Consider the following 21,677-nt stretch of genomic DNA (forward strand, 5'->3'; position numbering starts at 1 on the left):
CGGTCGCGCAGCGTCGCCGAGGTGATGACGACGCCATGCGCGGGTTCGAGCACCGCCTCAGCGAAAGGGATCGTAGGGTCGCGCCAGTGCCGGTGCATGCCGACATCGGCTTCGCGTCCACCGATGCGATCGATCGAAAACCAGTCGACAAAGTCTTCCGGCACCGGCACCGGCCGTCCGAGGCCCCCCAGCATGGATCGCCATGAAGGAATGAGAAGCTTCGCCCGGCGTTCCAGGCCGCGGGCGGCGGCGTCCATGCGGATGCGCATGGAGGTGTCGAGATCCTCGGCTTCGGCGTCGAGCCGTGCCCGCAGACGCTCCGTGATCCTGAAGAGCGGCGCCGCAAGCCGTTCAAGCGCCGTGTCGAGCGTACGCGCTGCTTCCGCGATCCCCGTCGCGAGCGGCTCGATTTCCGCTTCGATCGAAAAGGGGGTGTCGCTGTCCTCGGCATGTGCGTGGACCTGCCCCCGCACCAGCGCGAGGAACTGTTCGGCGGCTCCGCGCGGGGCGCCGTCGTTGAGACGACCCGGCCATCCGGGGCCGGGCAAGGCGGAGGCGGCATTGATCGCCGCCGACAGCGCTTCCTCGGCAATATCGTCGCCCGCCACGAGATCGCCGATACGGTCTTCAAGTCCGCGCCCGCGTCGTCCGCGCTGGCCTTCGGCACCGCGAATCCAGCGGCGCAACTCGGCGGCTTCCGAGGCGGAGAGATGCGCGGAAAAGGCGCTGTCGGCCGCATCGAAGATATGATGTCCCTCATCGAAGACGAAGCGCGACCGCGCCTCGCGACCGGTCGGCTCTTCATCCTCCGCATTGCCGGCAGCCTCGACCTTTGCAGCGGCGTTGCGCTGCGCCAGTGGAATAAGCATGGCGGCCGCCTGGTCGAGCGCGGCCTGACGCATGACGAGCGCGTGGTTCGCGACCACAATGTCGGCGCGGCGCGCCTTGCGGATCGCCTTTTCGATGAAGCATTTTTTGAAATGCGGGCAGGCCGTATAGACGCATTCGCCGCGCCTGTCGGTCAGCGCCGACCGCCCGCTCGTCCCGCTGCCCAGGCGTTGCGCGAGCCAGGCCGGAAAATCGCCGCCGACCATGTCGCCGTCGCGGCTCGCCTTGGCCCAGCGGGCAACGAGACCGACGGCCACGGCGCCGCCGGAAAGAACGGCCCGGTCCGCTATTTCGGCAAAGTTCAGCAGGCAGAGATAATTCTCGCGCCCTTTCCGGATGACGGCCTTTTCGATCTTTTCAGCGGGATCCGGGTAGAGACGCGTCAGTTCCTGATCGAGCTGCCGCTGCAGGTTCTTTGTGTAGGTCGAGAGCCAGACGGTGCCCTTGTTGCGCTGGGCCCAGAGACTTGCCGGCGCGATATAGCCGAGCGTCTTGCCGATGCCGGTGCCCGCTTCCGCGATGACGATGTTGGGCGCGCCGGCGGCTTCGCGCGGTCCGAAGGCGTGCGCCGTCTCCGCCGCGAAATCGGATTGGCCGGCGCGCTTTTCGGCCTCCGCGCCGACGAGTTCGGCGAGCCGTGCGCGGGCTTCGGCCTCGCTCACGGGCAATTGGCCGGGTGCCCCGCGTGGCGCACGCTCTTCCCATTCGGCGAGATCGTTCCAGACGTCGAAGCCGCGGCCCGGGCGCGGCTTGCCCTCCCGCGCGATGACGTCGCCAAGTGCGGCGAGCACACCCGGCGCCCAGGCCCAGCCGGCTTCCGCCATGCGCCAGGCAATACGCGCGGCGGCAGACCGGTCCGGATAATGCGGCGATTGCAGCGTGGAGAGAAGGCGCGCCGCGGCCTCGTGCAGCATCAGGGCTTGGGCTTCGGGCGTCTCGTTCGTCCGAAGCCCAAGCGCACGGGCAAGTCCACCCGGCGTCGGCAAGCAGGGTGCGGCCGGATGAACGAAGGCGAAGAGTTCGAGCAGGTCGAGGACTTTCGGTCCGGGCTCGCGGAAGCCGCGCCGCCCATGACCGTCGATGGCAAGGCCGATTGCGATGCGCCGGGCGGTGAAGGCGGGATGGACGACCAGAACCGCGTCGCGGGCGAGCCTGTCGAGCGCTCTGTCCGCGTCGAGTTCCTCGACCTCGCCGTCGGCGGTGACCGCAAGCGCGCCCCAGCGGCCCCGGCTTTCTTTCGGTCCGCCGCCCACGCCGATGCGCGCCGGGACGAGCGCGGCGGCGTCGGGCAGGACGGGGCCCGCCTCGGAGCGGGAGACCGCCGAATCGTCCGGTGGTGCAGGGGCCATGACGGGGCAGTATAGCCAGCCCCGCGCAAAAGACAGGCGTCAGCTTCGGAGTTTCGGAAATGCGTGGGACAGGGCGCGCCAGCTCGCCGCGATCTTCTGTTGCAGACGCGGAATGTCGTGCAATGCGCTCTCGAGCTGGCCTCTTTCGAGCGCCATGCCGATATCGCGTGCGATGCCCGTAATTGCGGGCAATCCGCTTTGCTCGGCCTCTTTCTCGATGGCGGCGATATGGGCCGCGAGCGCCGTCCGGTCGCGTGTCTCCCGTGCTGCTTCGATCTTGCCCTGGAGATCGAGAACGCGCTCGATCACGGCCAACATTCGCTCGTTGATCTGTTCGGGCCCGAATTCGCGTTCGAGTTCGTAAAGATAATCATAGTCGATCAGCCGTTCGCGCGTCAGCGCCGTGCCGGCTTGCCCATGCTCGTCGGATGGGGAAAGGCTCGCTCCGGGGTCGAGTGGCAGCAGGAACCAAAAGGTGCTGCCTTGGCCGGTTGCGCTGTCGACGCCGATCTGGCCGCCCATCAGACGGACTAGGCGATCCGCGATCGCAAGGCCGAGGCCGATGCCACCGGGTCGGTCTTGCCCCAGTGCAGCCCCGCCTTGTGAGAAGCTTTCGAAGAGATGCGCCTGAGCGTCGGACGTGAGACCGACGCCGGTATCGAGCACCGAGAAGCGCAAGCCGCCCAGGCTATGTCCGATGGCGACCGGCTGAAGCCTGAGAATGACGCCGCCGGTCTCGGTGAATTTGAGGGCGTTCGAGAGGAGGTTGACGAGAACCTGTCTCAGCCGGTCGGGATCGGTGTTCATGTAGGCGGGGACGCCGGGTACCAGATCGAGTTCGAGCGAGAGACCGCGCTCCTTGGCATGCGTGCGCATCAAGCGCACGACGCTGCGGGCAAGCGCCGACGGATCGAAGCTCAGGGGTTTCAATTCGAGCGACCGCGCCTCGATCTGCGAGAAGTCGATCATGTCGTCGAACAGACGCCGCAGCATGCGGCTCGACTCGGCCATGGCTTGCGCCAGGTTCAGTTGGGTCTCGCTTAGTGGCTCCTCGCGAAGCTGGTTCGCCATGCGCGCGATGCCGTCGAGCGGTGTGCGCACTTCATGTCCGAGGATGGCCAGGAACTCGCTCTTTGCCCGATTGGCCGCCATCGCCCGGCGCTCGGCTTCTTCTGCGTCGGCGCGTTTTTGTTCCGTCGCGGCATGCGCGCGCGCCATGCGTTCGACGAGATCGGAATTCTCGAAGCGCAGCCGGATCGCCTCGCGGTAGGAGCGGTTGACCCGCCGCGTCCAGCCGACAATCGTCAGCAGGAACATGCAGGCGAGCGCCACTGTCGCATAGCCGAGGGGTTCGCGCGAAAGAAGGAGCATGGCGAGGGTCGGCGCCGTCGTCGCGCCGATATAGGCGATGACGGCGGGCGGATAGGTCGCGCGCGTGATCGCGGTCGCCATGCAGAGCAGGGATAGAACAAGCGCATAGAAGACGTGATGTGCGAAGGACGCGCCGGGCAACCACAGCAACCCGCCGATACCCCAGGTTGAACCGCTGACGAGCGTGACGATCGCATAACGCCGCGCCCAGAGAGAGGCGCGTTCGGACGCGTCTGGATCGGAGCGAAAGCCGGAGCGTACACGGTCGAAGGCGAACTGCGCGGCGAGCTGGATCAGGACGACGACAGCCGTCGCCCAGACAGGGGCGGCTGGATAGAAGGCGAGGCCGACCACCAATATGCCGCCGAAAACCGTGTAGCGGCTGGTTTCGCCGAGATCGAGCAGCAGCCGGACCTGCTCGGCGTTGATGCGTGTGGCAAGGTCGGGCTGCCGACGGGCCCGACCTTTCATGGCGAGTTCGGCTTCATCCGCTTCCGGGGCTTCCCTGTGGGCCGAATCGAACTCGGGCATGGTACGTACTTCAGTTAGTCTTTCGATAGTCAAAGGGTGCCAGTGCGGCACGCGCCGCGTTGACGGGCAGGGTCTCGGGAGCTTAGGGTCCCGGCGCTTTACAAATCATTAAGCAGTTTCGTTTCGGGTCAAAAATGCCGTCGAATTCACCAGCCATTAACGATGACGAACTCCTTGAAGCCGCCCGGGTGAGCAAGGCCTGGCCGTTCGAGGAAGCCCGCAAAATCGTGGAAAGGCTGGAAAAAGAAGGCAATCCGGACCGGACGGTGCTGTTCGAGACCGGCTATGGCCCCAGCGGATTGCCGCATATCGGCACTTTCGGCGAGGTCGCCCGCACGACGATGGTGCGCCGTGCCTTCGAAATCCTGGCGCCGGGCGTCAAGACGCGGCTTCTCTGCTTTTCGGACGACATGGACGGGATGCGCAAGATTCCGGACAACGTGCCGGACCGCGCTTTCCTCGAGCCTTATCTGCACATGCCGCTGACGCGGGTGCCCGACCCGTTCACGAACGAATACCCGTCGTTCGGCGACCACAACAATGCGATGCTCCGGCGCTTCCTCGACACGTTCGGCTTCGAGTATGAATTCGCGAGCGCGACCGAATATTACAAGGCGGGCCGCTTCGACGCGATCCTCAGACGCGTGGCCGAACGCTACGACGACATCATGGCCATCATGCTGCCGACGCTTGGGCCGGAACGGCGCGCGACCTATTCGCCCTTTCTGCCGATCTCGCCCAAGACCGGCCGTGTGCTCTATGTCCCGATCAAGAAGGTGAATGTCGCGGATGCGACCATCGTTTTCGACGACGAGGACGGCGAAGAAACGACTCTGCCCGTGACTGGCGGCCGGGTGAAGCTGCAATGGAAGCCGGATTTCGGCGCGCGCTGGGCCGCGCTCGGCGTTGATTTCGAAATGTTCGGCAAGGATCACGGCCCGAACATGGGCGTTTACGACCGTATCTGCAAAGCGCTTGGCGGCCACCCGCCGGAGCACTTCGTCTACGAACTTTTCCTCGACGAAAAGGGCGAGAAGATTTCCAAGTCGAAGGGCAACGGCCTCACCATCGACGAGTGGCTGACCTATGCGCCGACCGAGAGCCTCGCGCTCTATATGTTCCAGCGTCCGCGCCAGGCGAAGAAGCTCTATTTCGACGTCATCCCCCGCGCCGTCGACGAGTACTACCAGTATCTCGCTGCCTATCCGCGTCAGGACTGGAAGGAGCGGTTGGGCAATCCGGTCTGGCATATTCATAACGGCAATCCGCCTGCTATCGAGTTGCCGGTTTCCTTCGCGCTGCTGCTCAATCTCGTCAGCGCGTCTCATGCGCATGACAAGGCCGTGCTCTGGGGCTTCATCTCGCGGCACGTCGCCGGCGTGACGCCGGAGACGCATCCGGAACTCGATAGGCTGGCCGGCTATGCGATCCGCTACTTCGACGACTTCGTGAAGCCGGCCAAGGTGTTCCGTGCGCCGGACGAGGTTGAAACCGAGGCGCTCCGGGCACTTTCCGAGGCACTCGGTACGCTGCCCTCTGATGCGGACGGTGAGACGATCCAGAATACCCTGCTCGATGTGGCGCGCGGCATCGAGCGCTATCAGGATCATACGAAGAAGAGCCCGGAAGGCGGTCCTGGCGTCTCAGTCGCTTTCTTCCAGGTGATCTATCAGGTGCTGCTCGGGCAGGAGCGTGGGCCGCGCTTTGGTTCGTTTGCGGCGCTTTACGGCATCGACAACACGCGTGAACTGATCCGTCGCGCTCTCGCGGGCGAGGATCTGTCGAAAGGCTGATTTTCAGACGCAATTCTCCATAGCGTCGACACATGCGCGGCAAACACGCAGACGTGAAGGTCGGCAATGCATCGGGGCGAGGCGTACCGCTTGCCGCGTCCGCCATGCTGAAGGATCATGTGCGCCGTCATGTCTGCTTTGCGCTTTTCCCTCGTGCTGCTTCTCGTGGTTGTCTTGCCCGCCTTGCGTCCGGCATGGGCGAGCTCGCCGCTTGACGCTGCCCATGAGGCGTTCGTGCAAGGCCGGTTTCGCGAAGCGGCCGAACGCGCTCACGGTGTCGGCAGCGCCGAAGGCGAGGCGCTAGCGGCCCGCGCGGAACTTGCTTATGGAGACTTCGTCGCGGAAGGCGGTTCGCGCCGCGACGACTTCGAGCAGGCCGCAAAGAGCGCCCGTGCCGCGATCGCACTCGATCCGAAAAACGCCGAGGGGCACCTCTATCTCGCTCTGGCGCTCGGCTTTCTCGGCCGCATCGACGGCAGCGTGGCGGCGCATTTCGCCGGCTATGCGGAAGAGGCGCGCAAGCATATCGACGAAGCGCTGGAGCTTGCGCCGACAAATCCCTGGGCGAACGCGCTTCTTGGCGGCTGGAATCTCGAGATCGTCCACGACGGCGGCGCGCTCGGCGAGACGATCTATGGCGCCTCGAGCGAGAAGGGCATTGCGGCCTACAATTATGCGCTTGCCCTCGATCCCGGCAATGTGGCCATCGCCTATCAATATGCGCTGCAACTTCTGGCCATGGGCGGCGCATGGGAGCGCGCGGAAGCGCGACAGGTGCTCGAAAGCGCATTGCGGGGCGACCCGACGGACGCCTTTCAGCGTTTTGCGCAGCACAGGGCCGAACGTATGAAATTCGCGCTGGAGGCGCATGACGACGGCGCCTTGAAGGTCATCCTGCGCGAACAGCTCGGGCTCGCCGCCGAACCGATCCGGCCGTCAAGATCTTCCCGCTGAACTTTACTGGCTTGCCCAGATGATGCGCGCCATCCAGAGGATGTCCTCGGGCTTCAGCACACGCGTTTCATAGGCCGGATTGAGAGACTGGAGCTCGACGCTTTTCGCCGTGCGCCGCGCCAGCACCTTGGCCATGACCTCGCCCGAAATCGTCTTGACGACGACGCGGTCGCCGCGGCGGACGGAGGCCGCGGGCGAGACGACGATGGTATCGCCGTCGCGATAGACCGGCGCCATGCTGTCGCCCGCGACTTCGAGTGCATAGGCGTTCTCGTCCTTCACATCGGGAAAGCTGACCTCGTCCCAGCCCCCGCCGACCGGAAATCCGGCATCGTCGAAATAGCCGCCTGTGCCGGCCTGGGCGAGGCCGATAAGCGGAACGCGCCGCTGCCGTCCGCCGGCCTCCTCGCCTTCGATCAGCAGCGTCAGTTCGTCGAGGCTCGCGCCGGTCGCTTCCAGAATGCGCGACAGGCTTTCCGTGCTCGGCCAGCGGGGCCGCCCTTCCGGGGTCACGCGTTTCGATTTGTTGAAGGCCGTCGGATCGAGGCCGGCCGCCTTGGCGAGACCCGAGACCGAAAGCCCATGCCGCCGCGCCAACTGGTCGATTCCGGTCCAAAGCCGGCCATGGGAAAGCGATGAGGGCATGAAGGTCTTAAATCCTAACCTCGGGCCAATTCCTCTTGATTTAGGAATTATGGCATAGAAAACGGCCCTGTCCAGTCATGAGGTTCCTTGCCCGGAAAGGCGCGGCTTTCCTTGTCGCGGCGTTTCCCCATCGCTACATTGCGACCGCGAACGACAGAGGCGGACGGGCATATGGGCGCGCGCATCATCTACAAGATCGTGCATGAAGCGGAGTGGCGCGCCGCGGAGGCGCGGGGTCGCTTTGAGGGCTCGGCCGTCGACCGCCGGGACGGATTCATCCATTTCTCGACCGCCTCCCAGGCGCCCGAAACCGCCGCGAAGCATTTTTCCGGCGCCGCTGACCTGCTGCTCGTCGCAATCGATGCCTCAAATCTTGATCTCAAATGGGAAGTCTCGCGCGGCGGTGCGCTCTTCCCGCATCTTTATGGCGACCTTCCCTTGACGGCCGTGCGGAGCGTCGATCCGCTGCCGCTCTGCGCGAGCGGCGAGCATCGCTTTCCGGCGATGGACTAGACCTCATGGACCTTTTCCCCCTGGCGCGTCCGGCGCTCCGCTTCGTCGAGCCCGAGCGCGCCCATCGCCTGACGATCCTTGCGCTGAAACTCGGCCTTGCGCCGCGCGATGTCGCGCCGGACCCCTCGTCGCTCGGCATCGATCTCTGGGGCATGCACTTTCCCAATCCCGTCGGCATCGCCGCCGGCTTCGACAAGAACGGCGAAGTGCCCGACGCGATGTTGAAACTCGGCCTCGGTTTCGCGGAAGTCGGCACGGTGACCCCGCGTCCGCAATCCGGCAACCCGCGCCCGCGCGTCTTTCGCCTTGCTGACGAGCGCGCCGTCGTCAATCGTCTGGGCTTCAACAATGAAGGCCACGATGCCCTGAAACGCCGCCTCGTCGCGCGGCGCGCGCGACCCGGCATCATCGGCGTCAACATCGGCGCGAACAAGGATTCCGCCGACCGTGTCGCCGATTACGAGGCGGGCATTGCGGCCTTCGAGGGGTTGGCGAGCTACTTCACCGTCAACATCTCCTCGCCCAACACGCCGGGTCTCCGCGCGCTGCAAAACAGGGCGGAGCTCGAGGGACTGGTGACGCGCGTGCTGAAGGCGCGCAAGGGGCGCACGCCGGTTCTTCTCAAGATCGCACCCGATCTCAACGACGAGGAACTTGCCGACATCGCCGCCGTCGCATGCGAGCAGAAGCTCGATGGCCTCATCGTTTCGAATACGACGATCCACCGCGAGGGCCTCGTCTCCGGTCCTCATGCGCGCGAAGCGGGCGGCCTCTCCGGACGACCGCTCTTTGCGCTCTCGACCGAGGTGTTGTGCAGCATGTATCGGCTGACGAACGGAAAAATTCCGATCGTCGGTGTCGGCGGCGTTTCGAGCGGCGCCGACGCCTATGCGAAAATTCGCGCCGGCGCTTCGCTGGTTCAGCTTTACACTGCGCTTACCTATGATGGCCCGACGCTTGTCAGCCGCATCAAGCGCGAACTCGCATTGCTGCTCGCCGCCGACGGCATCGCGCATCTTCGCGACGCGGTCGGCCTCGACGCAAAATAAGAAGGAAAGCTCATGCCGAAAGTCGTCATCTGGCATAATCCGCGCTGCAGTAAATCGCGCGCGACGCTCTCGCTGATCGAACAACATGGGCTCGATCCTGAAATTATCGAGTATCTGAAGACGCCACCGAGCGCCGACGACATCAAATCGGTGCTGAAGAAGCTGCGCATGCGCCCGCGCGATCTGATGCGCAAGGGGGAACCTGTCTACAAGGAACTCGCGCTCGACAACGACAAGCTGACCGACGACCAACTCGTCAAAGCGATGGCGGAGAATCCGATCCTAATCGAGCGCCCCGTCGTCATTTTCGGTCAGCGCGCCAAGCTCGGCCGTCCGCCGGAAGACGTGCTCGATCTCTTCACCGATATGTGACGGCGGGATCGCGCGTGGCCGCTTTCGCGATGGCGGGATAGAGCCGCAAAAGCGTCGCCCCGCGCGCCAGATAGAAAAGGATCAGGGCCGCCCAGAGCCCGTGATTGCCGTAAGGCCCCGCAAGCAGCCACCATGCGCCGAGAAAGATGCCGAGCGACAGCGCCATGGCGTTGCGCATTTCGCCAGATCGCGTCGCCCCGATGAATATGCCGTCGAGCAGGAAGCACCAGACCGCCGCAAAAGGCGCCGCCGCCGCCCAGGGCAGGTAAAGCCGCGCCGCCTCGCGCACCTCGGATGAGGTTGTCAGCATATCGATGAAGAAGGGGCCGGCGACGAGAAGCCCGACCGAAAGCGCGAACGCGACCCCGCCCGCCCAGAGCGCCGAAAGCCTCACCGCCTGATCGAGGGTGGCGCGTTCGCGCGCGCCGACCGCCTGACCGACCAGGGCCTCCGCCGCGAAGCCGAAGGCGTCGAGAAGAAAGGCCGAGACGGCGATGAACTGTCCGAGCACGGCATTGGCCGCGAGCAACACGTCGCCCGAGCGCGCGCCCTGGGAGGTGAAAAAGGCAAAGGCGAAGATGAGGCAGAAGGTGCGGATCATGATGTCGCGATTGACAGCGATCATGCGGCCGAGCTTCTCGCGGTCGAGGAGCCGCGGCCACTCCCAATGCCAGCCGACGGATTTGAGATTGCGTGCGGCGAGAAAAAGGCCGAGCCCGGTCGCCGCGATTTCGGCGATCACCGTGCCCAGGGCGACGCCCTTGACCGCCCAGCCGAGCACGGCGACGAAGGTCACATTGAGAACGATGTTGATGCCGTTCATGAAGACCTGCAGCACCAGCGCGACATTGGCCTTCTGCCGGCCGATGAACCAGCCGAGGATGGCGAAATTGGCGAGGGTGAAAGGCGCGCTCCAGATGCGGATCGCGAAGAAGTCATGCGCCATGGTCTGAACGTCCGGGCTGCCCTTCAGGAGCGCGAAGGCGGCAAGCCCTATCGGCCATTGCAACGCGATGAGCGAAAGCCCGATGGCGAGCGCGATGAGCAACGCGCGGCCGAGATTGGCGCTCACCTCCGGCGCGTCGCCCGCGCCGACCGCCTGCGCGGTCAGCCCCGTCGTTCCCATGCGCAGGAACCCGAAGCCCCAATAGACGAAATTGAAGATCGTGCCGCCAAGCGCGATGGCGCCGAGCGCGGCGGGATTGGGAATGCGGCCGATGACCACCATGTCGGCAATGCCGAGCAGTGGCGTGGAGATATTGGAAAGCACGATCGGCCCGGCGAGCCGCAGCACCTGTGCATGCGTGACGCGCGGCGTTGGAAAGTGGCTCTCGTCCACCATCGTCAGGAAGCCGGCTCCTCGCTCGTCTTCAGCAGGAAATGCCCATGCGCGGCGGCGATGGGCTTCGAACGGTCGTCCTGCCAGGCTTCCGCGTGAACGGTCGCGACGCGGCGGCCCTGTTTGGTGATCTGGGCGCGGGCATAGGTGTCGAGCGGTCTGCCGGATCGCAGATAGTCAATGGTGAGGCCGATCGGCTTCGGGATCGCGGCGCTGCCCGTCTCGAAGGCGAGCTGGATGATCGCCGTCATTTCAAGAAAGGCGCCGATGACGCCGCCATGGAGTGCCGGCAGCATCGGATTGCCGATGAGCTTGTGGTCGAACGCCATGACGGTCGTGATCTCGTTGCCCTTCTGGTCGACCGTAATGCCGAGGAAGCGGGCATAGGGAATCTCCGCGACGAAGCGGTTGAGATCGCGCGGCGGCACCTTGGTCTCGCTCATTGCCTCACTCCTTCGCCGTCGCTTCGAGCGCGGCCTTCGCCGCCGCCACGCTCGATGGAACCGTGCGGTTGGCGCCCAGCATGAAAGTTCCGACACAGGCCGCGATGGGGTCTTCCGCATCGGTGTGATAGGCGGTGCCGCGTACGAAAGCGATATTACGCGTCGTCTTGTAGCAATGCGCATGGGCGGTCAGCGCGAGCCCCGGTGTCGCCGGCTTCATGTAATCGATCCGCAGGTCGAGCGTCGCGATCGACGTCGGTTCGTTCATCGCGAGTTGCACGGCCATGCCGCAGCTATTGTCGAGCAGCGTCGTGATGACGCCGCCATGGATGACACCCGTTTCGATGTTGCCGATCAGCTTCTCGTCATAAGGCACGCGGAGCCAGGCCTGAGCGGTCGCGGCATCGACGATCTCGACGCCCAGCGCCTTCATGTGCGGCACGTGCTGCATCAGCATGTCCTTCATGGCCAGCATGGTTTCCGGCGTCATCCTGAATTCAGCTGCCATGTACTTATCCGCACCTTGATCGTTACGGTAGGAAGCCTAACGTCAGGTGGAGGGATTGGCGATCCCATTCGCTTCGGTGCGGGGAACTGATGCTGGACGCGGTAACCGATTTCAAGCTGCTGGCCGATCCGGCCTCGCTCGACGTCAAGTTGCGCGAGCTTAGGGCCTATTGGTTGAGCAAGAAGTCAGAGGACGGCTTGCCCGGCCGGCGCGACATCGATCCGCTGGATATCCCGCGCCTGATGCCCTATGTCGCCCTCGTCGATATCCTGCGCGACCCGCTTGACTATCGTTATCGCCTGACCGGGACGAAATTTGTCGAGATGATCGGCCATAACCGGACCGGAATGAGGGCGCGGGAGATATTCACCGGCCCCCTGCTTGAGGCGACAGTCGCCCTGATCGGCCGACTGATCGAAAGCCGCGCCCCGCTCGCCTTCGAAGGCAGGCTCTTCTGGATCGACAAGGCCTATTACCGCTTCCAGACACTCATCCTGCCTCTCGCCGCGGACGGAAAAACGGTCGACATGGCGATCATGGGACTGGACTTTCGTCTCGACGAATAGCGAGACCTGCCGCGGAATATGGCCGCAACGCATTGATTTTCAACATTTTTCTCGCGAGCGGGTCGCTCGTCAAATTGACCTCGCGGCGCTTTCGTCTAGATTAGGGTGGATTCGGCATCGGCGCAGGGCTGCGCCTCGAGGAGAAGTGATGATTTCGTCTGCCTATATGAGGGCCCTGGTTCGATCATGACCGAGGTGAAGGAGAAGGCGCCGCTTGTGGGGCAGGACGGCGCATTCGCGTCCTCGGCAAAGCCGATGGGCAAGCGCGAGCAGACGAAGCTCAATAACCGGGAAGCTATTCTGAACGCCGCGCGGGAAGTGTTCGCGGAGCTCGGTTATGGCGCGACGACGGTGCGCGACATCATCCGCAAGACCGGTCTCGCCTCGGGTACTTTCTACAATTACTACAAGAGCAAGGAAGAGGCCTTCGAGGCCCTGATGGATGACGGCATGCGCCGCATCCGCCCGCGGCTCAAGGCGGATCGCATCCGCTCGCGCAATTTCGAGGAATTCATCCGCAACGCCTATCGCACCTATTTCGACTATCTCGCAACCGACCGCATGACCTTTCAGATCATGCGCCGCAATCCGGCCGCGCTGCGCGTCCGCATGGATACGCCGGAGATGATCGCCGGCTTCGAGGAAATCCGCGAATACATCGAAGAGGATATCCGCGACGGCAACGTGCCGCCGGTCGACTCGGAATATCTGATGGCCGCTGTCGTCGGCATGGCCATGGAAATCGGCGACCGCATGATCATGCGGGCCGAGATCGATCCCAAGGTCGCCGCCGATTTCGCCACGACGCTCGTGCTGCATGGATTTCACGCTCTGCCGATCAAGGCCGACGCGAAGAAGGGGTAAGTCTCGGGAGGGGCCGGTGGGTATACAGAAGCTGATCGTTCGGGCATTGCTGCAATTGCCGGACGGAGCACTCGTCGCGATGTCGGGCGGCAAGCCGTTGACGATCGACGGACGCACGCTCGACGCCCGCGCGCAATTTCTCGCGGTGCAGGGCGCGAAGGCGCCATCCATCGTCACGCTCGATCCCGTAACCGCGCGGGCCGCGACAGCCGAAGGATTGAAGCTTCTCGATGGAACGCCGAGCCGGAACGTTCTCGTCGAGACGATGACGGTGCCGGGCGCCGACGGCCCGCTCGACGCGCGGCTCTACACGCCGCGCAACGCGGGCGGACCGCTGCCTGGTCTCGTCTTCTTTCATTTCGGCGGCTGCGTCATCGGCGATCTCGATACCTGCGACACCTTCTGTTCGATGCTGGCCGAAAAAGGCGAATGCGTCGTGCTGTCCGTCGCCTATCGCCTTGCGCCCGAGCACAAGTTCCCGGCGGCGGCCGAGGATGCGATCGCCGTCTATCGCTACGCGCGCGACAATGCCGAGACGCTCGGCATGACGCGGCGCATTGCCGTCGGCGGCGACAGTGCCGGAGGCTATCTCTCCGCCGTCGTCGCGCAGGAAACCCGACGCACGGGCGAGGAGACGCCGGTGCTTCAGCTTCTCATCTATCCGGTCACGGATATGGAGTGGCAGGGCGGCTCCTGGGAAAGCTGCGAGAATGTCTATCCGCTGACGCGCGAGATCATGGAGTGGTTCATCGGCCATTATCTCAACGACCGCGGCGACGCGAAGGATCTGCGCGCCTCGCCTCTCAAGGCGGGCGACCTCGAGGGTCTTTGCCCCGCGATCGTCATCACGGCCGGCTTCGACGTTCTGCGCGACCAGGGAATCGCCTATGCGCGGCGTTTGCAGGAAGCCGACGTCAACACGACCTATCGCTGCTACGACAATCTTCCACACGCCTTCACCGCCATGACGGGCGCCGTGCCGGCGGCGAAGCGCGCCTGCGAGGAGATCGCCCGAGACGTCCGGCGCATTCTCCACACCTTTTAGATATGGGGGCTATACGGGTCTGCGGTCTTTCGGCTTGCCGTGCCATCGCCGTCCGTGTTAATTCCCTCCCATCCTTAGGGGAGTAGCCGCCTTCCATTGCGAGAGGGGTGCGCGTCAACAAACTTGGTCCTCGGATCATGGCGCGCGCGGCAGGTGTCCAGCACCGCTTGGCGAGACCTTTGGCTTGAGGCGTGTCGGCTTGCCGGGCAGATGCGTATCTCAGGTCATTGGTTTCAACGCGCCCGGCCGGAGCCCCTTCATGGAAGCCTTCTTCATCTCGCTCTCCGCCGTCGCGGTCGCCGAAATCGGCGACAAGACGCAGCTTCTGACGCTGGTTCTGGCGACGCGCTTCATGAAACCCGTGCCGATCATCGCCGGCATCTTTGTCGCCACCATCTTCAATCATGCACTTGCCGCCGAAGCCGGCATTCTGGTCGCAAACTGGTTGACGCCGCAGATCCTTCAATGGGTTCTGGGCATCTCCTTCGTCGCCGGCGGCGTCTGGATGCTGATCCCCGACAAGGCCGGTGAATTGAAAGGAGACGCGTCGCGCTTCGGACCCTTTGTCACCACGACGATCGCCTTCTTTCTCGCTGAAATGGGCGACAAGACGCAGCTTGCGACCATCGGCCTTGCCGCGCGCTTCCACGATCTCGTCGCCGTTGCGGCCGGCACCACCCTCGGCATGATGGCGGCAAACGTGCCCGTCGTTTTTCTCGGTGAGGCAGCCGCCAAGGCCTTGCCGATGCAACTCGTGCGCGGCTCGGCGGCGGCGATCTTCTTCGCGCTCGGCCTCGTCACCATTCTGGAAGCTCTGGGCGTCGTTTGATCTCGGGCAAGGTCTCCACCTATTCTCCCTCGCAAAGAAATTGAAACAGGGAGACGCCGATGCGCAGCCTGCGCGTACATGAATTGTCGGAGGACATATCGGTCCTTCGCATGGATGAACTCACCTTGCCGCCGCCGGGTCCGGGCGAAGTGCGCCTTCGCCTCAAGGCGTGCTCGGTGAATTTCCCCGATATTCTGATGGTACAGGGAAAATATCAGTTCAAACCCGAACTGCCTTTTTCGCCGGGCATGGAAGGCGCCGGCGTGGTCGCGGAAATCGGCCCCGGCGTGACTGCGTTGAAGGTCGGCGATGAAGTGGTTGCGGGTTTGCGCATCGGCGGCTTCGCGGAAGAGGCGATCACATCTGCCTCGGCTTGTCGGCCCATACCCAAAGGAATGGGTTTCGTTCAGGCGGCCGCCTATCCAGCCGCCTATCTCACGGCTTATGTCGCGCTCGTCATACGCGGTGGGCTCAAGGCCGGCGAGACATTGCTGGTGCATGGAAGCACGGGCGGCGTCGGCATGGCGGCCGTCGATATCGGCAAGCTCTGGGGTGCGACCGTGATCGCGACATCCGCCTCGGATGAAAAGCTGGAAGTGGTGAAGGCGCGCGGCGCCGACCATGTCCTCAACGTGACGAGGGGGTTCCGCGAGGAGGTCAAGGCGCTGACCGGAGGCCGTGGCGCGGACGTCGTCTACGATCCCGTCGGCGGCGACGTCTTCGACGAAAGCGTGCGTTGCATCGCCTGGAACGGGCGCCTCCTCGTCATCGGTTTCACCAGCGGGCGGATACCGACCGTCTCGGCCAACATGCCGCTGATAAAGGGCTTCTCGGTTGTGGGAGTGCGCGCCGGCGAATATGGACGCCGCGATCCCGAGGCGGGAAAACGCAATATCGAGGCGGTCGACAAGCTTGCCGCCGAAGGGAAGATCGCCCCTTATGTCTGTGCGACCTTTCCTCTCGAACGCGCCGTCGATGCAATGCGCCTGCTTCAGGACCGGAAAGCTGTCGGGAAAGTCGTTATAGTGATGGATTAGGAGGCCGTGGGGGCGGTTTCGGCGGTTGCGCCAGTGGAGGAACGATGAAGCCCATACCGGCGATAGCCGCGATTCTGGCGGGCGTAATTTTTCTGTACGCCTGTTCGAAGCCGGCCGCTCTCGTCGTCGGCAGGAACAGTGTCGGCCCGATTACAGTCCAGACGCCGTTCGAGGTGGACGCGATCGTTCATCTTCTTCCCCAATACAAGGCGAGCGAGGCCATGTCCTCGGCGCTCGAGCCCGGCGCGCGCGTCATCCGCGTCATGGATGGCGACAGAACGCTGCTCGAGCTTTATCCCTCGGGCGATGGCAAGCATGTCCAGAGTGTGCTGATCCTGAGCGATATCGTGCGCGACGATGCCGGCATTCACATCGGGTCCTATTTCCGCGATATATTTCCGCCCAGCAAACCGACGGGCTGCATGGCGGGTGCAATGGAAAAGCGGGGACGCATCTATTGTCCGCAATCGGGCTCCAATCGCATCATCTACGAACTGCAGGGCACGCCTCCCGCGCCCGACGGCCAGGTGCCGCCGCCGGAAACGCTGCTGGACTGGCACGTGACGGCCATCTTGTGGGATGGCGACGATACATCCAGAAATTGAACGTCTATTGAGGAACGATGGTGTCGAAGCGCATTCTCCAAAGCTTGTCTCTGCTGGTCGCGATGGGCGGGGCGACGATAGGTGCCGCGGCGGCGTCCGCGCCATTGGAGTCGTACGTCGTGCGCGAAACGGGCGTGGGGCCGCTCGACGCCACCGTCGCGTTCGACGTGAAAGTCCTTGAAAAGCTCCTGCCCGCGGAGGTGAAGATCCTCCCTGAAACCGTGAGGATCGAGGGTGCGGCGAACTATACGGTGCTGCGGGTCTGGAAGGACAAGGAGCTTCTGATGGAGCTTGAGTCGAACGGTGATCGCAAGGCGCCGCGCGTCACTGGGGTGACGGTTTTCACGCCGCGTATCGCCGATGAGAAGGGTGCGCGTATCAAGGCGCGCATGAAATCGCTCTATCGCCACGGCGACAGGCCGGACTGCATCCCCGGCGCGGGCCGCTACACCGGGCGTATCTTCTGCACAGCGGCGAAATCGGATCACATCATCTATGTCTTCGGCGGAGAAAAGCCGGCGAAGGCTGGTGAGATGCCTCCGCCGGCTGAGTATGCGAAATGGCGCCTGACGGCGATCATGTGGAGTGCGCGGTAACGGGGTCAGACGCTCCGCTGCGCCTTGTCCTTTTCGTTCGCCGAACGGATCATGTCGCGCATGCCGTCCCACTCTTCCTCGGAGAGCTTCGAGAGACGTGAGAAATTGCCGCCGCTCGCAAGATGCATCGCGCCGTCGATCGCGATCGTCTGGCCGGTGAGATAGTCGCAGCCATCCGCCATCAGGAAACTGGCGAGGTTCTTCAACTCGTCCATCCGCCCGACACGACCCATCGGAATGCCTTCGCGCCCGCCTTCGCCCTCGACGGATTCGCCGGGGCTCAGCCGCTCCCATGCGCCCTTGGTCGGAAAAGGTCCCGGCGCGATTGCATTGAGGCGTATGCCGTACTGGCCCCACTCCGCGGCAAGCGATTTCGTCATGATGTTGAGGCCGGCCTTCGACATCGCCGACGGCACGGTGAAGGGGCTGCCGTTCCATACCCATGTCGTCAGGATCGAGATGACGCTGCCCTTGGTCTTGCCTTCGATCCAGCGCCGCCCGCAGGCATGCGTCACGTAGAAGGAGCCGTGAAAGACGATCCCGGCAATGGCGTCGAAGCCGCGTGGCGATAGGTCCTTGGTCGGACTGATGAAGTTGCCGGCCGCATTGTTGACGAGGCCGGTGAGAGGGCCGCCATCGGCCCAGATCGCGCCAATCATCTCGTCGACCGCGCCGGCCACGCGAATATCGACGGCATGCGTCTTCACCGAACCACCATGGCGATCCATCAGCTCCTTTGCCGTATCGTCGAGCACGTTCTTGCGGCGGCCGCAGATATAGACCTCCGCGCCGAGGCGCAGATAATCCTCGGCCATCTCCTTGCCGAGGCCTGTGCCGCCGCCTGTCACCAGAATGCGCTTGCCCTTGAGCAGCCCGTCGCGAAACATCGATGTCATAACCGTCCTCCCATGTTGTTTGGACACAGGATAACGAACGGGCAAGGCCTGGCTAGGGTGCGGTGGCTATCGGCGCCTGTGCGGGATCGGACGCGGGGCTTGCCGACCTTGCGTCACCTCGACGTCAGCCGCCGATTATTTCTTTTCGACGAGAAAGGTCCACAGCCGCACGATCAGCCAGATCGGAACCACGACGACGGCACCCAGCAGGAAATACTTCACCGACCAGTCGATCGCATCGAAACCCATATGCCAGATGCGCACGACCGTATCGATGAAATCGTACCAGAGGTCGATGGGCCTGATGCCGAAGAAGGCGAGCAGAAGACCGACCACGATGGACGCCGCGGCGAGCTTGATCAGGGTAGGAAGAATAGGGCCGCCGAAAATCCGTTGCATGAGCAAACTCCCTGTCGCCCGCTGAGGGTTCAGCCTATCCCATAAAATTGGGGAAGAAATAGGGCGAAACGAAGCCGTTCATGCCCGGTCGGCCTTCGACCATTCGGCGTCGCCGAAGTTGTAGACGGTCTGGGTCGGGAAGGGGATCGTGATGCCCTCCGCGTCGAAGCGCTCCTTGACCGCGCGGGTCAGGTCGAATTTGACCGGCCAGTAATCGGCATTGTTCATCCACACACGCAGCAGCATGTCGACGGAACTTTGTCCAAGCGCGTTGACGGCGACAAAGGGCGCCGGATCGGCGAGAAGCCGGCTGTCGCGCAATGCGACCTCGCGCATGGCGTCCATGGCCTTGCCGATATCGTCCGCATAGGAAATGCCGAAGACAAGGTCGAGCCGGCGCGTGGGATGCCGGCTGTAGTTCTTCACCGCCTGGCCCCAGACATTGCTGTTGGGAACCACGATCTGGATATTGTCCGGTGAGGCGAGCTCGGTGGTGAAAAGGGTCAATTGCCTCACGGTGCCGCCGATCCCGCCGACCTCGACATAATCGCCGGCCCGGAACGGACGGAAGATGAGCAGCATCACGCCGGCCGCGACATTCGAGAGTGTGCCCTGAAGCGCGAGACCGACGGCGAGACCGGCCGCGCCGAGAAGCGCGATAAGGCTCGTCGTCTGCACGCCGAACTTCGCCAGCACCGCCAGGACCGTAAAGGTCATGACGGAATAGGCCACGATGCTGCCGAAGAAACTTTCGAGCATCAGGTCGCTGTTGGGAATCCGGCGGACCAGAAATCCAACCCATCGCCGCGCCCTGCCGGAGAACCAGTAGCCCAGCACGAGAATGAGGATCGCGCCCAGAAAGTTGAGCCCGCGTTCGAGAAGCAGCGGCAGAACGATTTGCAGGTCAAGATTATGTTGAATGCTCTGGGGCAACCAATCCATCATGATTGAAATCCTTCTGCCGTTCCGCGCGGGCGCACACCATACAAGCGATTGCCGGCGTGAGCGACTGCTGCCCTTCATGGCCGCTCCGTGATAACGAATGAAAATGTCCAGACCGATCAGCCAGAAGCTGCCGCCGCGAGACGCGGGAGAGGGTGGCGTCTTGCCCGCGCGTTTTACCGACTGGTTCGCGGCGCGCGGCTGGGCGCCGCGCCCTCATCAGCTTGCGCTGCTGGACCTCGCCCGGGCCGGGCGCTCGTCGCTTCTGATCGCGCCGACCGGCGCCGGCAAAACATTGGCCGGCTTTCTGCCGAGCCTCGTCGAGCTGAGTTCGGGCAGCGAAAGAAAGCCCGGCCTCCACACACTCTACATTTCACCGCTGAAGGCGCTCGCCGTCGACGTGAAGCGCAATCTCGAAACGCCTGTCGCCGAAATCGGTCTCGACATTTCGATCGAGACCCGTACGGGTGACACGCCGACCAACCGTCGTCAGCGCCAGCGTCGCGAACCGCCCGACATCCTGATGACGACGCCGGAACAATTGGCGCTGCTTCTTTCCTATGCGGATGCGCCGGCGTTCTTCGGAAATCTGTCCTGCGTCGTTCTCGACGAGCTTCACGCGTTGGCGAATTCGAAGCGCGGCGATCTACTCGCGCTCGGCCTCGCGCGCCTCTCGGTGCTGGCCCCGGGGCTCCGCCGCGTCGGCCTGTCGGCGACGGTCGCCGAGCCCGATGAGCTGCGCCGCTATCTGATGCCGCAGCCGCCGGGCGGCGAGAGTCTGAGCGAGGTCGTCGTCGCGCCGCCGGGCGCCCGCCCTGAAATCAGCGTGCTGGTGCATGACGAACCCGAAAACGAGGACGACGAGGAAGCGCGCATTCCCTGGTCCGGTCATTCGGCGCGCCATGCCTTGCCTCTCGTCTATGACGCGATCAAACGCAACAAGACGACGCTCGTCTTCGTCAATACGCGTAGCCAAGCCGAGTTCGTCTTCCAGGCGCTCTGGCACCTGAACGAGGACAGCCTCGCCATCGCGCTCCATCACGGGTCGCTGGCGCCGGAGCAGCGCCGCAAGGTCGAGGCGGCGATGGCGGCGGGAACGCTGCGCGCCGTCGTCTGCACCTCGACGCTCGATCTCGGCATCGACTGGGGCGAGGTCGATCTTGTGATCTGCGTCGGCGCGCCGAAGGGCGCCAGCCGCCTCGCGCAGCGCATCGGCCGTGCGAACCATCGCCTCGACGAACCTTCCCGCGCGCTTCTCGTGCCGGCGAACCGCTTCGAGGTGCTCGAATGCGAGGCCGCCCGCGCGGCGACGATGGAAGGCGCGCAGGACGGCCGTATCCGCCGCGAAGGCGCGCTCGACGTGTTGGCGCAACATGTGCTCGGCCGCGCCTGCTCGGAGCCTTTCGCGCCCGATGCGCTTTATGACGAGGTCCGCTCTGCCGCGCCCTATCGCCATCTCGATCGCGACACTTTCGACCGCGTCGTCGATTTCGTCGCCACCGGCGGCTACGCCTTGAAAACCTATGACCGCTATGCGCGGCTCCGCCCCAATTCGGCGATGACCGGGGACATGCGCTTGAGGCCATCCTCGCCGGGGATCGTGCAGCAGTATCGCATGAATGTCGGCACCATCGTCGAGGCGCCGATGATCCGTATCCGCCTGATCGGCAAGGGCCGTCGCCCGCGGAACGCGATGGGCGGCCGCATGCTCGGCGAAATCGAGGAGTATTTCATCGACCAGTTGACACCCGGCGACACGTTCATTTTCGCAGGCCATATCCTCCGCTTCGAGGGGTTGGCCGAAACCGAAGCCCTCGTCACGCGCGCCGAAGGTGGCGAGCCGATGATCCCGTCCTACTATGGCGGCAAGTTTCCGCTCTCGACCTATCTCGCCGAACGCGTCCGCCGCATGCTGGCGCATCGCGAGGAATGGGCGCATCTGCCGCCCCAGGTGAAGGAATGGCTGCGCATGCAGGAATGGCGCTCCGTCCTGCCGAAGGAAGGCGAGCTTCTGGTCGAGTGTTTCCCGCGCGGCGATCGCTTTTATCTCGTCTGCTATCCCTTCGAGGGGCGCCTCGCGCATCAGACGCTCGGCATGCTGCTGACCCGCCGTCTCGACCGCGACGGCGCGCGGCCTTTGGGC

23 protein-coding genes and 1 riboswitch are annotated in these 21,677 nt (G+C 64.1%); of the genes, 14 read left to right on the forward strand and 9 right to left on the reverse strand.

Features of this window, described 5'->3' with window-relative positions:
* Together VMR03_RS17665 and VMR03_RS17670 are read right to left on the reverse strand one after the other, a co-directional pair.
* The coding region (locus tag VMR03_RS17665; protein ID WP_325407555.1) for an ATP-dependent DNA helicase at nucleotides 1–2,237 on the reverse strand (2,237 nt) is incomplete at its 3' end.
* A 39-nt stretch (nucleotides 2,238–2,276) separates the two neighbouring features.
* Nucleotides 2,277–4,139, reverse strand: a complete 1,863-nt coding sequence (locus VMR03_RS17670) for a sensor histidine kinase (protein ID WP_325407557.1) — start codon at nucleotides 4,137–4,139, stop codon at nucleotides 2,277–2,279.
* 134 nt (nucleotides 4,140–4,273) lie between these two features.
* Here VMR03_RS17670 and VMR03_RS17675 point away from each other — a divergent pair, with 134 nt between their 5' ends.
* Genes VMR03_RS17675 through VMR03_RS17685 form a run of 3 tightly spaced genes read left to right on the forward strand, consistent with a single transcriptional unit; the run spans nucleotide 4,274 to nucleotide 6,886 of the window.
* Nucleotides 4,274–5,932, forward strand: coding sequence for a lysine--tRNA ligase (locus tag VMR03_RS17675; protein WP_325407559.1), 1,659 nt, complete (start codon nucleotides 4,274–4,276; stop codon nucleotides 5,930–5,932).
* A 32-nt stretch (nucleotides 5,933–5,964) separates the two neighbouring features.
* Entirely contained in the window at nucleotides 5,965–6,147 is a 183-nt protein-coding gene (locus tag VMR03_RS17680; RefSeq protein WP_325407561.1) for a hypothetical protein, read from the forward strand.
* Between the two features lie 19 nt (nucleotides 6,148–6,166).
* Entirely contained in the window at nucleotides 6,167–6,886 is a 720-nt protein-coding gene (locus tag VMR03_RS17685; protein ID WP_325407563.1) for a hypothetical protein, read from the forward strand.
* Between the two features lie 3 nt (nucleotides 6,887–6,889).
* Here the strand turns inward: VMR03_RS17685 and VMR03_RS17690 are convergent, their stop codons facing one another.
* Complete coding sequence (locus VMR03_RS17690) at nucleotides 6,890–7,531, reverse strand: helix-turn-helix transcriptional regulator (protein ID WP_325407565.1); 642 nt, start codon at nucleotides 7,529–7,531, stop codon at nucleotides 6,890–6,892.
* 171 nt (nucleotides 7,532–7,702) lie between these two features.
* Between VMR03_RS17690 and VMR03_RS17695 the strand changes: the two genes are divergently transcribed.
* The 3 genes from VMR03_RS17695 to arsC are packed head-to-tail and all read left to right on the forward strand — an operon-like array spanning nucleotide 7,703 to nucleotide 9,465.
* Nucleotides 7,703–8,044: a DUF952 domain-containing protein gene (locus VMR03_RS17695; RefSeq protein ID WP_325407567.1), complete on the forward strand. Its 342-nt coding sequence runs from the start codon at nucleotides 7,703–7,705 to the stop codon at nucleotides 8,042–8,044.
* Nucleotides 8,045–8,049: 5 nt separating this feature from the next.
* A complete protein-coding gene (locus VMR03_RS17700; RefSeq protein WP_325407569.1) occupies nucleotides 8,050–9,093 on the forward strand; it encodes a quinone-dependent dihydroorotate dehydrogenase in 1,044 nt (347 codons plus the stop codon).
* Between the two features lie 12 nt (nucleotides 9,094–9,105).
* A complete protein-coding gene (gene arsC / locus VMR03_RS17705) occupies nucleotides 9,106–9,465 on the forward strand; it encodes an arsenate reductase (glutaredoxin) (RefSeq protein ID WP_325407571.1) in 360 nt (119 codons plus the stop codon).
* On the opposite strand, the gene VMR03_RS17710 is transcribed toward arsC, so the two are convergent.
* The 3 genes from VMR03_RS17710 to VMR03_RS17720 are packed head-to-tail and all read right to left on the reverse strand — an operon-like array spanning nucleotide 9,452 to nucleotide 11,755.
* A complete protein-coding gene (locus VMR03_RS17710) occupies nucleotides 9,452–10,807 on the reverse strand; it encodes an MATE family efflux transporter (protein ID WP_325407573.1) in 1,356 nt (451 codons plus the stop codon). The genes arsC and VMR03_RS17710 overlap by 14 nt on opposite strands.
* Nucleotides 10,808–10,809: 2 nt before the next feature.
* Nucleotides 10,810–11,247: a PaaI family thioesterase gene (locus VMR03_RS17715; RefSeq protein ID WP_325407575.1), complete on the reverse strand. Its 438-nt coding sequence runs from the start codon at nucleotides 11,245–11,247 to the stop codon at nucleotides 10,810–10,812.
* Between the two features lie 4 nt (nucleotides 11,248–11,251).
* Nucleotides 11,252–11,755, reverse strand: a complete 504-nt coding sequence (locus VMR03_RS17720; protein WP_325407577.1) for a PaaI family thioesterase — start codon at nucleotides 11,753–11,755, stop codon at nucleotides 11,252–11,254.
* A gap of 89 nt (nucleotides 11,756–11,844) precedes the next feature.
* Here VMR03_RS17720 and VMR03_RS17725 point away from each other — a divergent pair, with 89 nt between their 5' ends.
* The 7 genes from VMR03_RS17725 (at nucleotide 11,845) to VMR03_RS17755 (ending at nucleotide 17,297) form a co-directional block, all read left to right on the forward strand.
* Complete coding sequence (locus VMR03_RS17725) at nucleotides 11,845–12,321, forward strand: PAS domain-containing protein (RefSeq protein WP_325407579.1); 477 nt, start codon at nucleotides 11,845–11,847, stop codon at nucleotides 12,319–12,321.
* A gap of 186 nt (nucleotides 12,322–12,507) precedes the next feature.
* Nucleotides 12,508–13,185: a TetR/AcrR family transcriptional regulator gene (locus VMR03_RS17730; protein ID WP_325407581.1), complete on the forward strand. Its 678-nt coding sequence runs from the start codon at nucleotides 12,508–12,510 to the stop codon at nucleotides 13,183–13,185.
* 16 nt (nucleotides 13,186–13,201) lie between these two features.
* On the forward strand, nucleotides 13,202–14,230 hold the full coding sequence (locus tag VMR03_RS17735) for an alpha/beta hydrolase (protein WP_325407583.1): 1,029 nt from the start codon (nucleotides 13,202–13,204) through the stop codon (nucleotides 14,228–14,230).
* Between the two features lie 64 nt (nucleotides 14,231–14,294).
* Nucleotides 14,295–14,434: riboswitch (yybP-ykoY riboswitch) on the forward strand.
* Between the two features lie 55 nt (nucleotides 14,435–14,489).
* Nucleotides 14,490–15,059, forward strand: coding sequence for a TMEM165/GDT1 family protein (locus VMR03_RS17740; protein ID WP_325407585.1), 570 nt, complete (start codon nucleotides 14,490–14,492; stop codon nucleotides 15,057–15,059).
* A 59-nt stretch (nucleotides 15,060–15,118) separates the two neighbouring features.
* Nucleotides 15,119–16,096, forward strand: coding sequence for an NADPH:quinone oxidoreductase family protein (locus tag VMR03_RS17745; RefSeq protein WP_325407587.1), 978 nt, complete (start codon nucleotides 15,119–15,121; stop codon nucleotides 16,094–16,096).
* A gap of 44 nt (nucleotides 16,097–16,140) precedes the next feature.
* Nucleotides 16,141–16,701, forward strand: a complete 561-nt coding sequence (locus tag VMR03_RS17750) for a DUF1131 family protein (protein WP_325407589.1) — start codon at nucleotides 16,141–16,143, stop codon at nucleotides 16,699–16,701.
* 119 nt (nucleotides 16,702–16,820) lie between these two features.
* A complete protein-coding gene (locus tag VMR03_RS17755; RefSeq protein ID WP_325407591.1) occupies nucleotides 16,821–17,297 on the forward strand; it encodes a DUF1131 family protein in 477 nt (158 codons plus the stop codon).
* 5 nt (nucleotides 17,298–17,302) lie between these two features.
* Here VMR03_RS17755 and VMR03_RS17760 read toward each other — a convergent pair whose 3' ends face one another.
* The 3 genes from VMR03_RS17760 to VMR03_RS17770 all read right to left on the reverse strand — a co-directional run bounded on the left by VMR03_RS17760 (nucleotide 17,303) and on the right by VMR03_RS17770 (nucleotide 19,537).
* Nucleotides 17,303–18,184 carry an SDR family oxidoreductase gene (locus VMR03_RS17760; protein ID WP_325407599.1) on the reverse strand — a complete coding sequence of 294 codons (882 nt, stop codon included), beginning with the start codon at nucleotides 18,182–18,184 and terminating at the stop codon, nucleotides 17,303–17,305.
* Between the two features lie 144 nt (nucleotides 18,185–18,328).
* Nucleotides 18,329–18,592 carry a DUF6460 domain-containing protein gene (locus VMR03_RS17765; RefSeq protein WP_325407593.1) on the reverse strand — a complete coding sequence of 88 codons (264 nt, stop codon included), beginning with the start codon at nucleotides 18,590–18,592 and terminating at the stop codon, nucleotides 18,329–18,331.
* Nucleotides 18,593–18,670: 78 nt separating this feature from the next.
* Nucleotides 18,671–19,537: a mechanosensitive ion channel family protein gene (locus VMR03_RS17770; RefSeq protein WP_325407595.1), complete on the reverse strand. Its 867-nt coding sequence runs from the start codon at nucleotides 19,535–19,537 to the stop codon at nucleotides 18,671–18,673.
* A gap of 115 nt (nucleotides 19,538–19,652) precedes the next feature.
* On the opposite strand from VMR03_RS17770, the gene VMR03_RS17775 reads away from it, so the two are divergent.
* The coding region (locus VMR03_RS17775; RefSeq protein WP_414693204.1) for a ligase-associated DNA damage response DEXH box helicase at nucleotides 19,653–21,677 on the forward strand (2,025 nt) is incomplete at its 3' end.

It is taken from the genome of Parvibaculum sp. (genome assembly GCF_035511255.1).
Taxonomy (GTDB): domain Bacteria; phylum Pseudomonadota; class Alphaproteobacteria; order Parvibaculales; family Parvibaculaceae; genus Parvibaculum.

Excerpts from the sequence above, each read along its gene's own strand:
- VMR03_RS17670 (WP_325407557.1), bottom strand. The coding sequence starts at position 4,139 with ATGCCCGAGTTCGATTCGGCCCACAGGGAAGCCCCGGAAGCGGATGAA.
- VMR03_RS17675 (WP_325407559.1), top strand. The coding sequence starts at position 4,274 with ATGCCGTCGAATTCACCAGCCATTAACGATGACGAACTCCTTGAAGCC.
- VMR03_RS17680 (WP_325407561.1), top strand. The coding sequence starts at position 5,965 with ATGCGCGGCAAACACGCAGACGTGAAGGTCGGCAATGCATCGGGGCGA.
- VMR03_RS17690 (WP_325407565.1), bottom strand. The coding sequence starts at position 7,531 with ATGCCCTCATCGCTTTCCCATGGCCGGCTTTGGACCGGAATCGACCAG.
- VMR03_RS17695 (WP_325407567.1), top strand. The coding sequence starts at position 7,703 with ATGGGCGCGCGCATCATCTACAAGATCGTGCATGAAGCGGAGTGGCGC.
- VMR03_RS17700 (WP_325407569.1), top strand. The coding sequence starts at position 8,050 with ATGGACCTTTTCCCCCTGGCGCGTCCGGCGCTCCGCTTCGTCGAGCCC.
- arsC (WP_325407571.1), top strand. The coding sequence starts at position 9,106 with ATGCCGAAAGTCGTCATCTGGCATAATCCGCGCTGCAGTAAATCGCGC.
- VMR03_RS17710 (WP_325407573.1), bottom strand. The coding sequence starts at position 10,807 with ATGGTGGACGAGAGCCACTTTCCAACGCCGCGCGTCACGCATGCACAG.
- VMR03_RS17715 (WP_325407575.1), bottom strand. The coding sequence starts at position 11,247 with ATGAGCGAGACCAAGGTGCCGCCGCGCGATCTCAACCGCTTCGTCGCG.
- VMR03_RS17720 (WP_325407577.1), bottom strand. The coding sequence starts at position 11,755 with ATGGCAGCTGAATTCAGGATGACGCCGGAAACCATGCTGGCCATGAAG.
- VMR03_RS17725 (WP_325407579.1), top strand. The coding sequence starts at position 11,845 with ATGCTGGACGCGGTAACCGATTTCAAGCTGCTGGCCGATCCGGCCTCG.
- VMR03_RS17730 (WP_325407581.1), top strand. The coding sequence starts at position 12,508 with ATGACCGAGGTGAAGGAGAAGGCGCCGCTTGTGGGGCAGGACGGCGCA.
- VMR03_RS17740 (WP_325407585.1), top strand. The coding sequence starts at position 14,490 with ATGGAAGCCTTCTTCATCTCGCTCTCCGCCGTCGCGGTCGCCGAAATC.
- VMR03_RS17745 (WP_325407587.1), top strand. The coding sequence starts at position 15,119 with ATGCGCAGCCTGCGCGTACATGAATTGTCGGAGGACATATCGGTCCTT.
- VMR03_RS17750 (WP_325407589.1), top strand. The coding sequence starts at position 16,141 with ATGAAGCCCATACCGGCGATAGCCGCGATTCTGGCGGGCGTAATTTTT.
- VMR03_RS17760 (WP_325407599.1), bottom strand. The coding sequence starts at position 18,184 with ATGTTTCGCGACGGGCTGCTCAAGGGCAAGCGCATTCTGGTGACAGGC.
- VMR03_RS17765 (WP_325407593.1), bottom strand. The coding sequence starts at position 18,592 with ATGCAACGGATTTTCGGCGGCCCTATTCTTCCTACCCTGATCAAGCTC.
- VMR03_RS17770 (WP_325407595.1), bottom strand. The coding sequence starts at position 19,537 with ATGATGGATTGGTTGCCCCAGAGCATTCAACATAATCTTGACCTGCAA.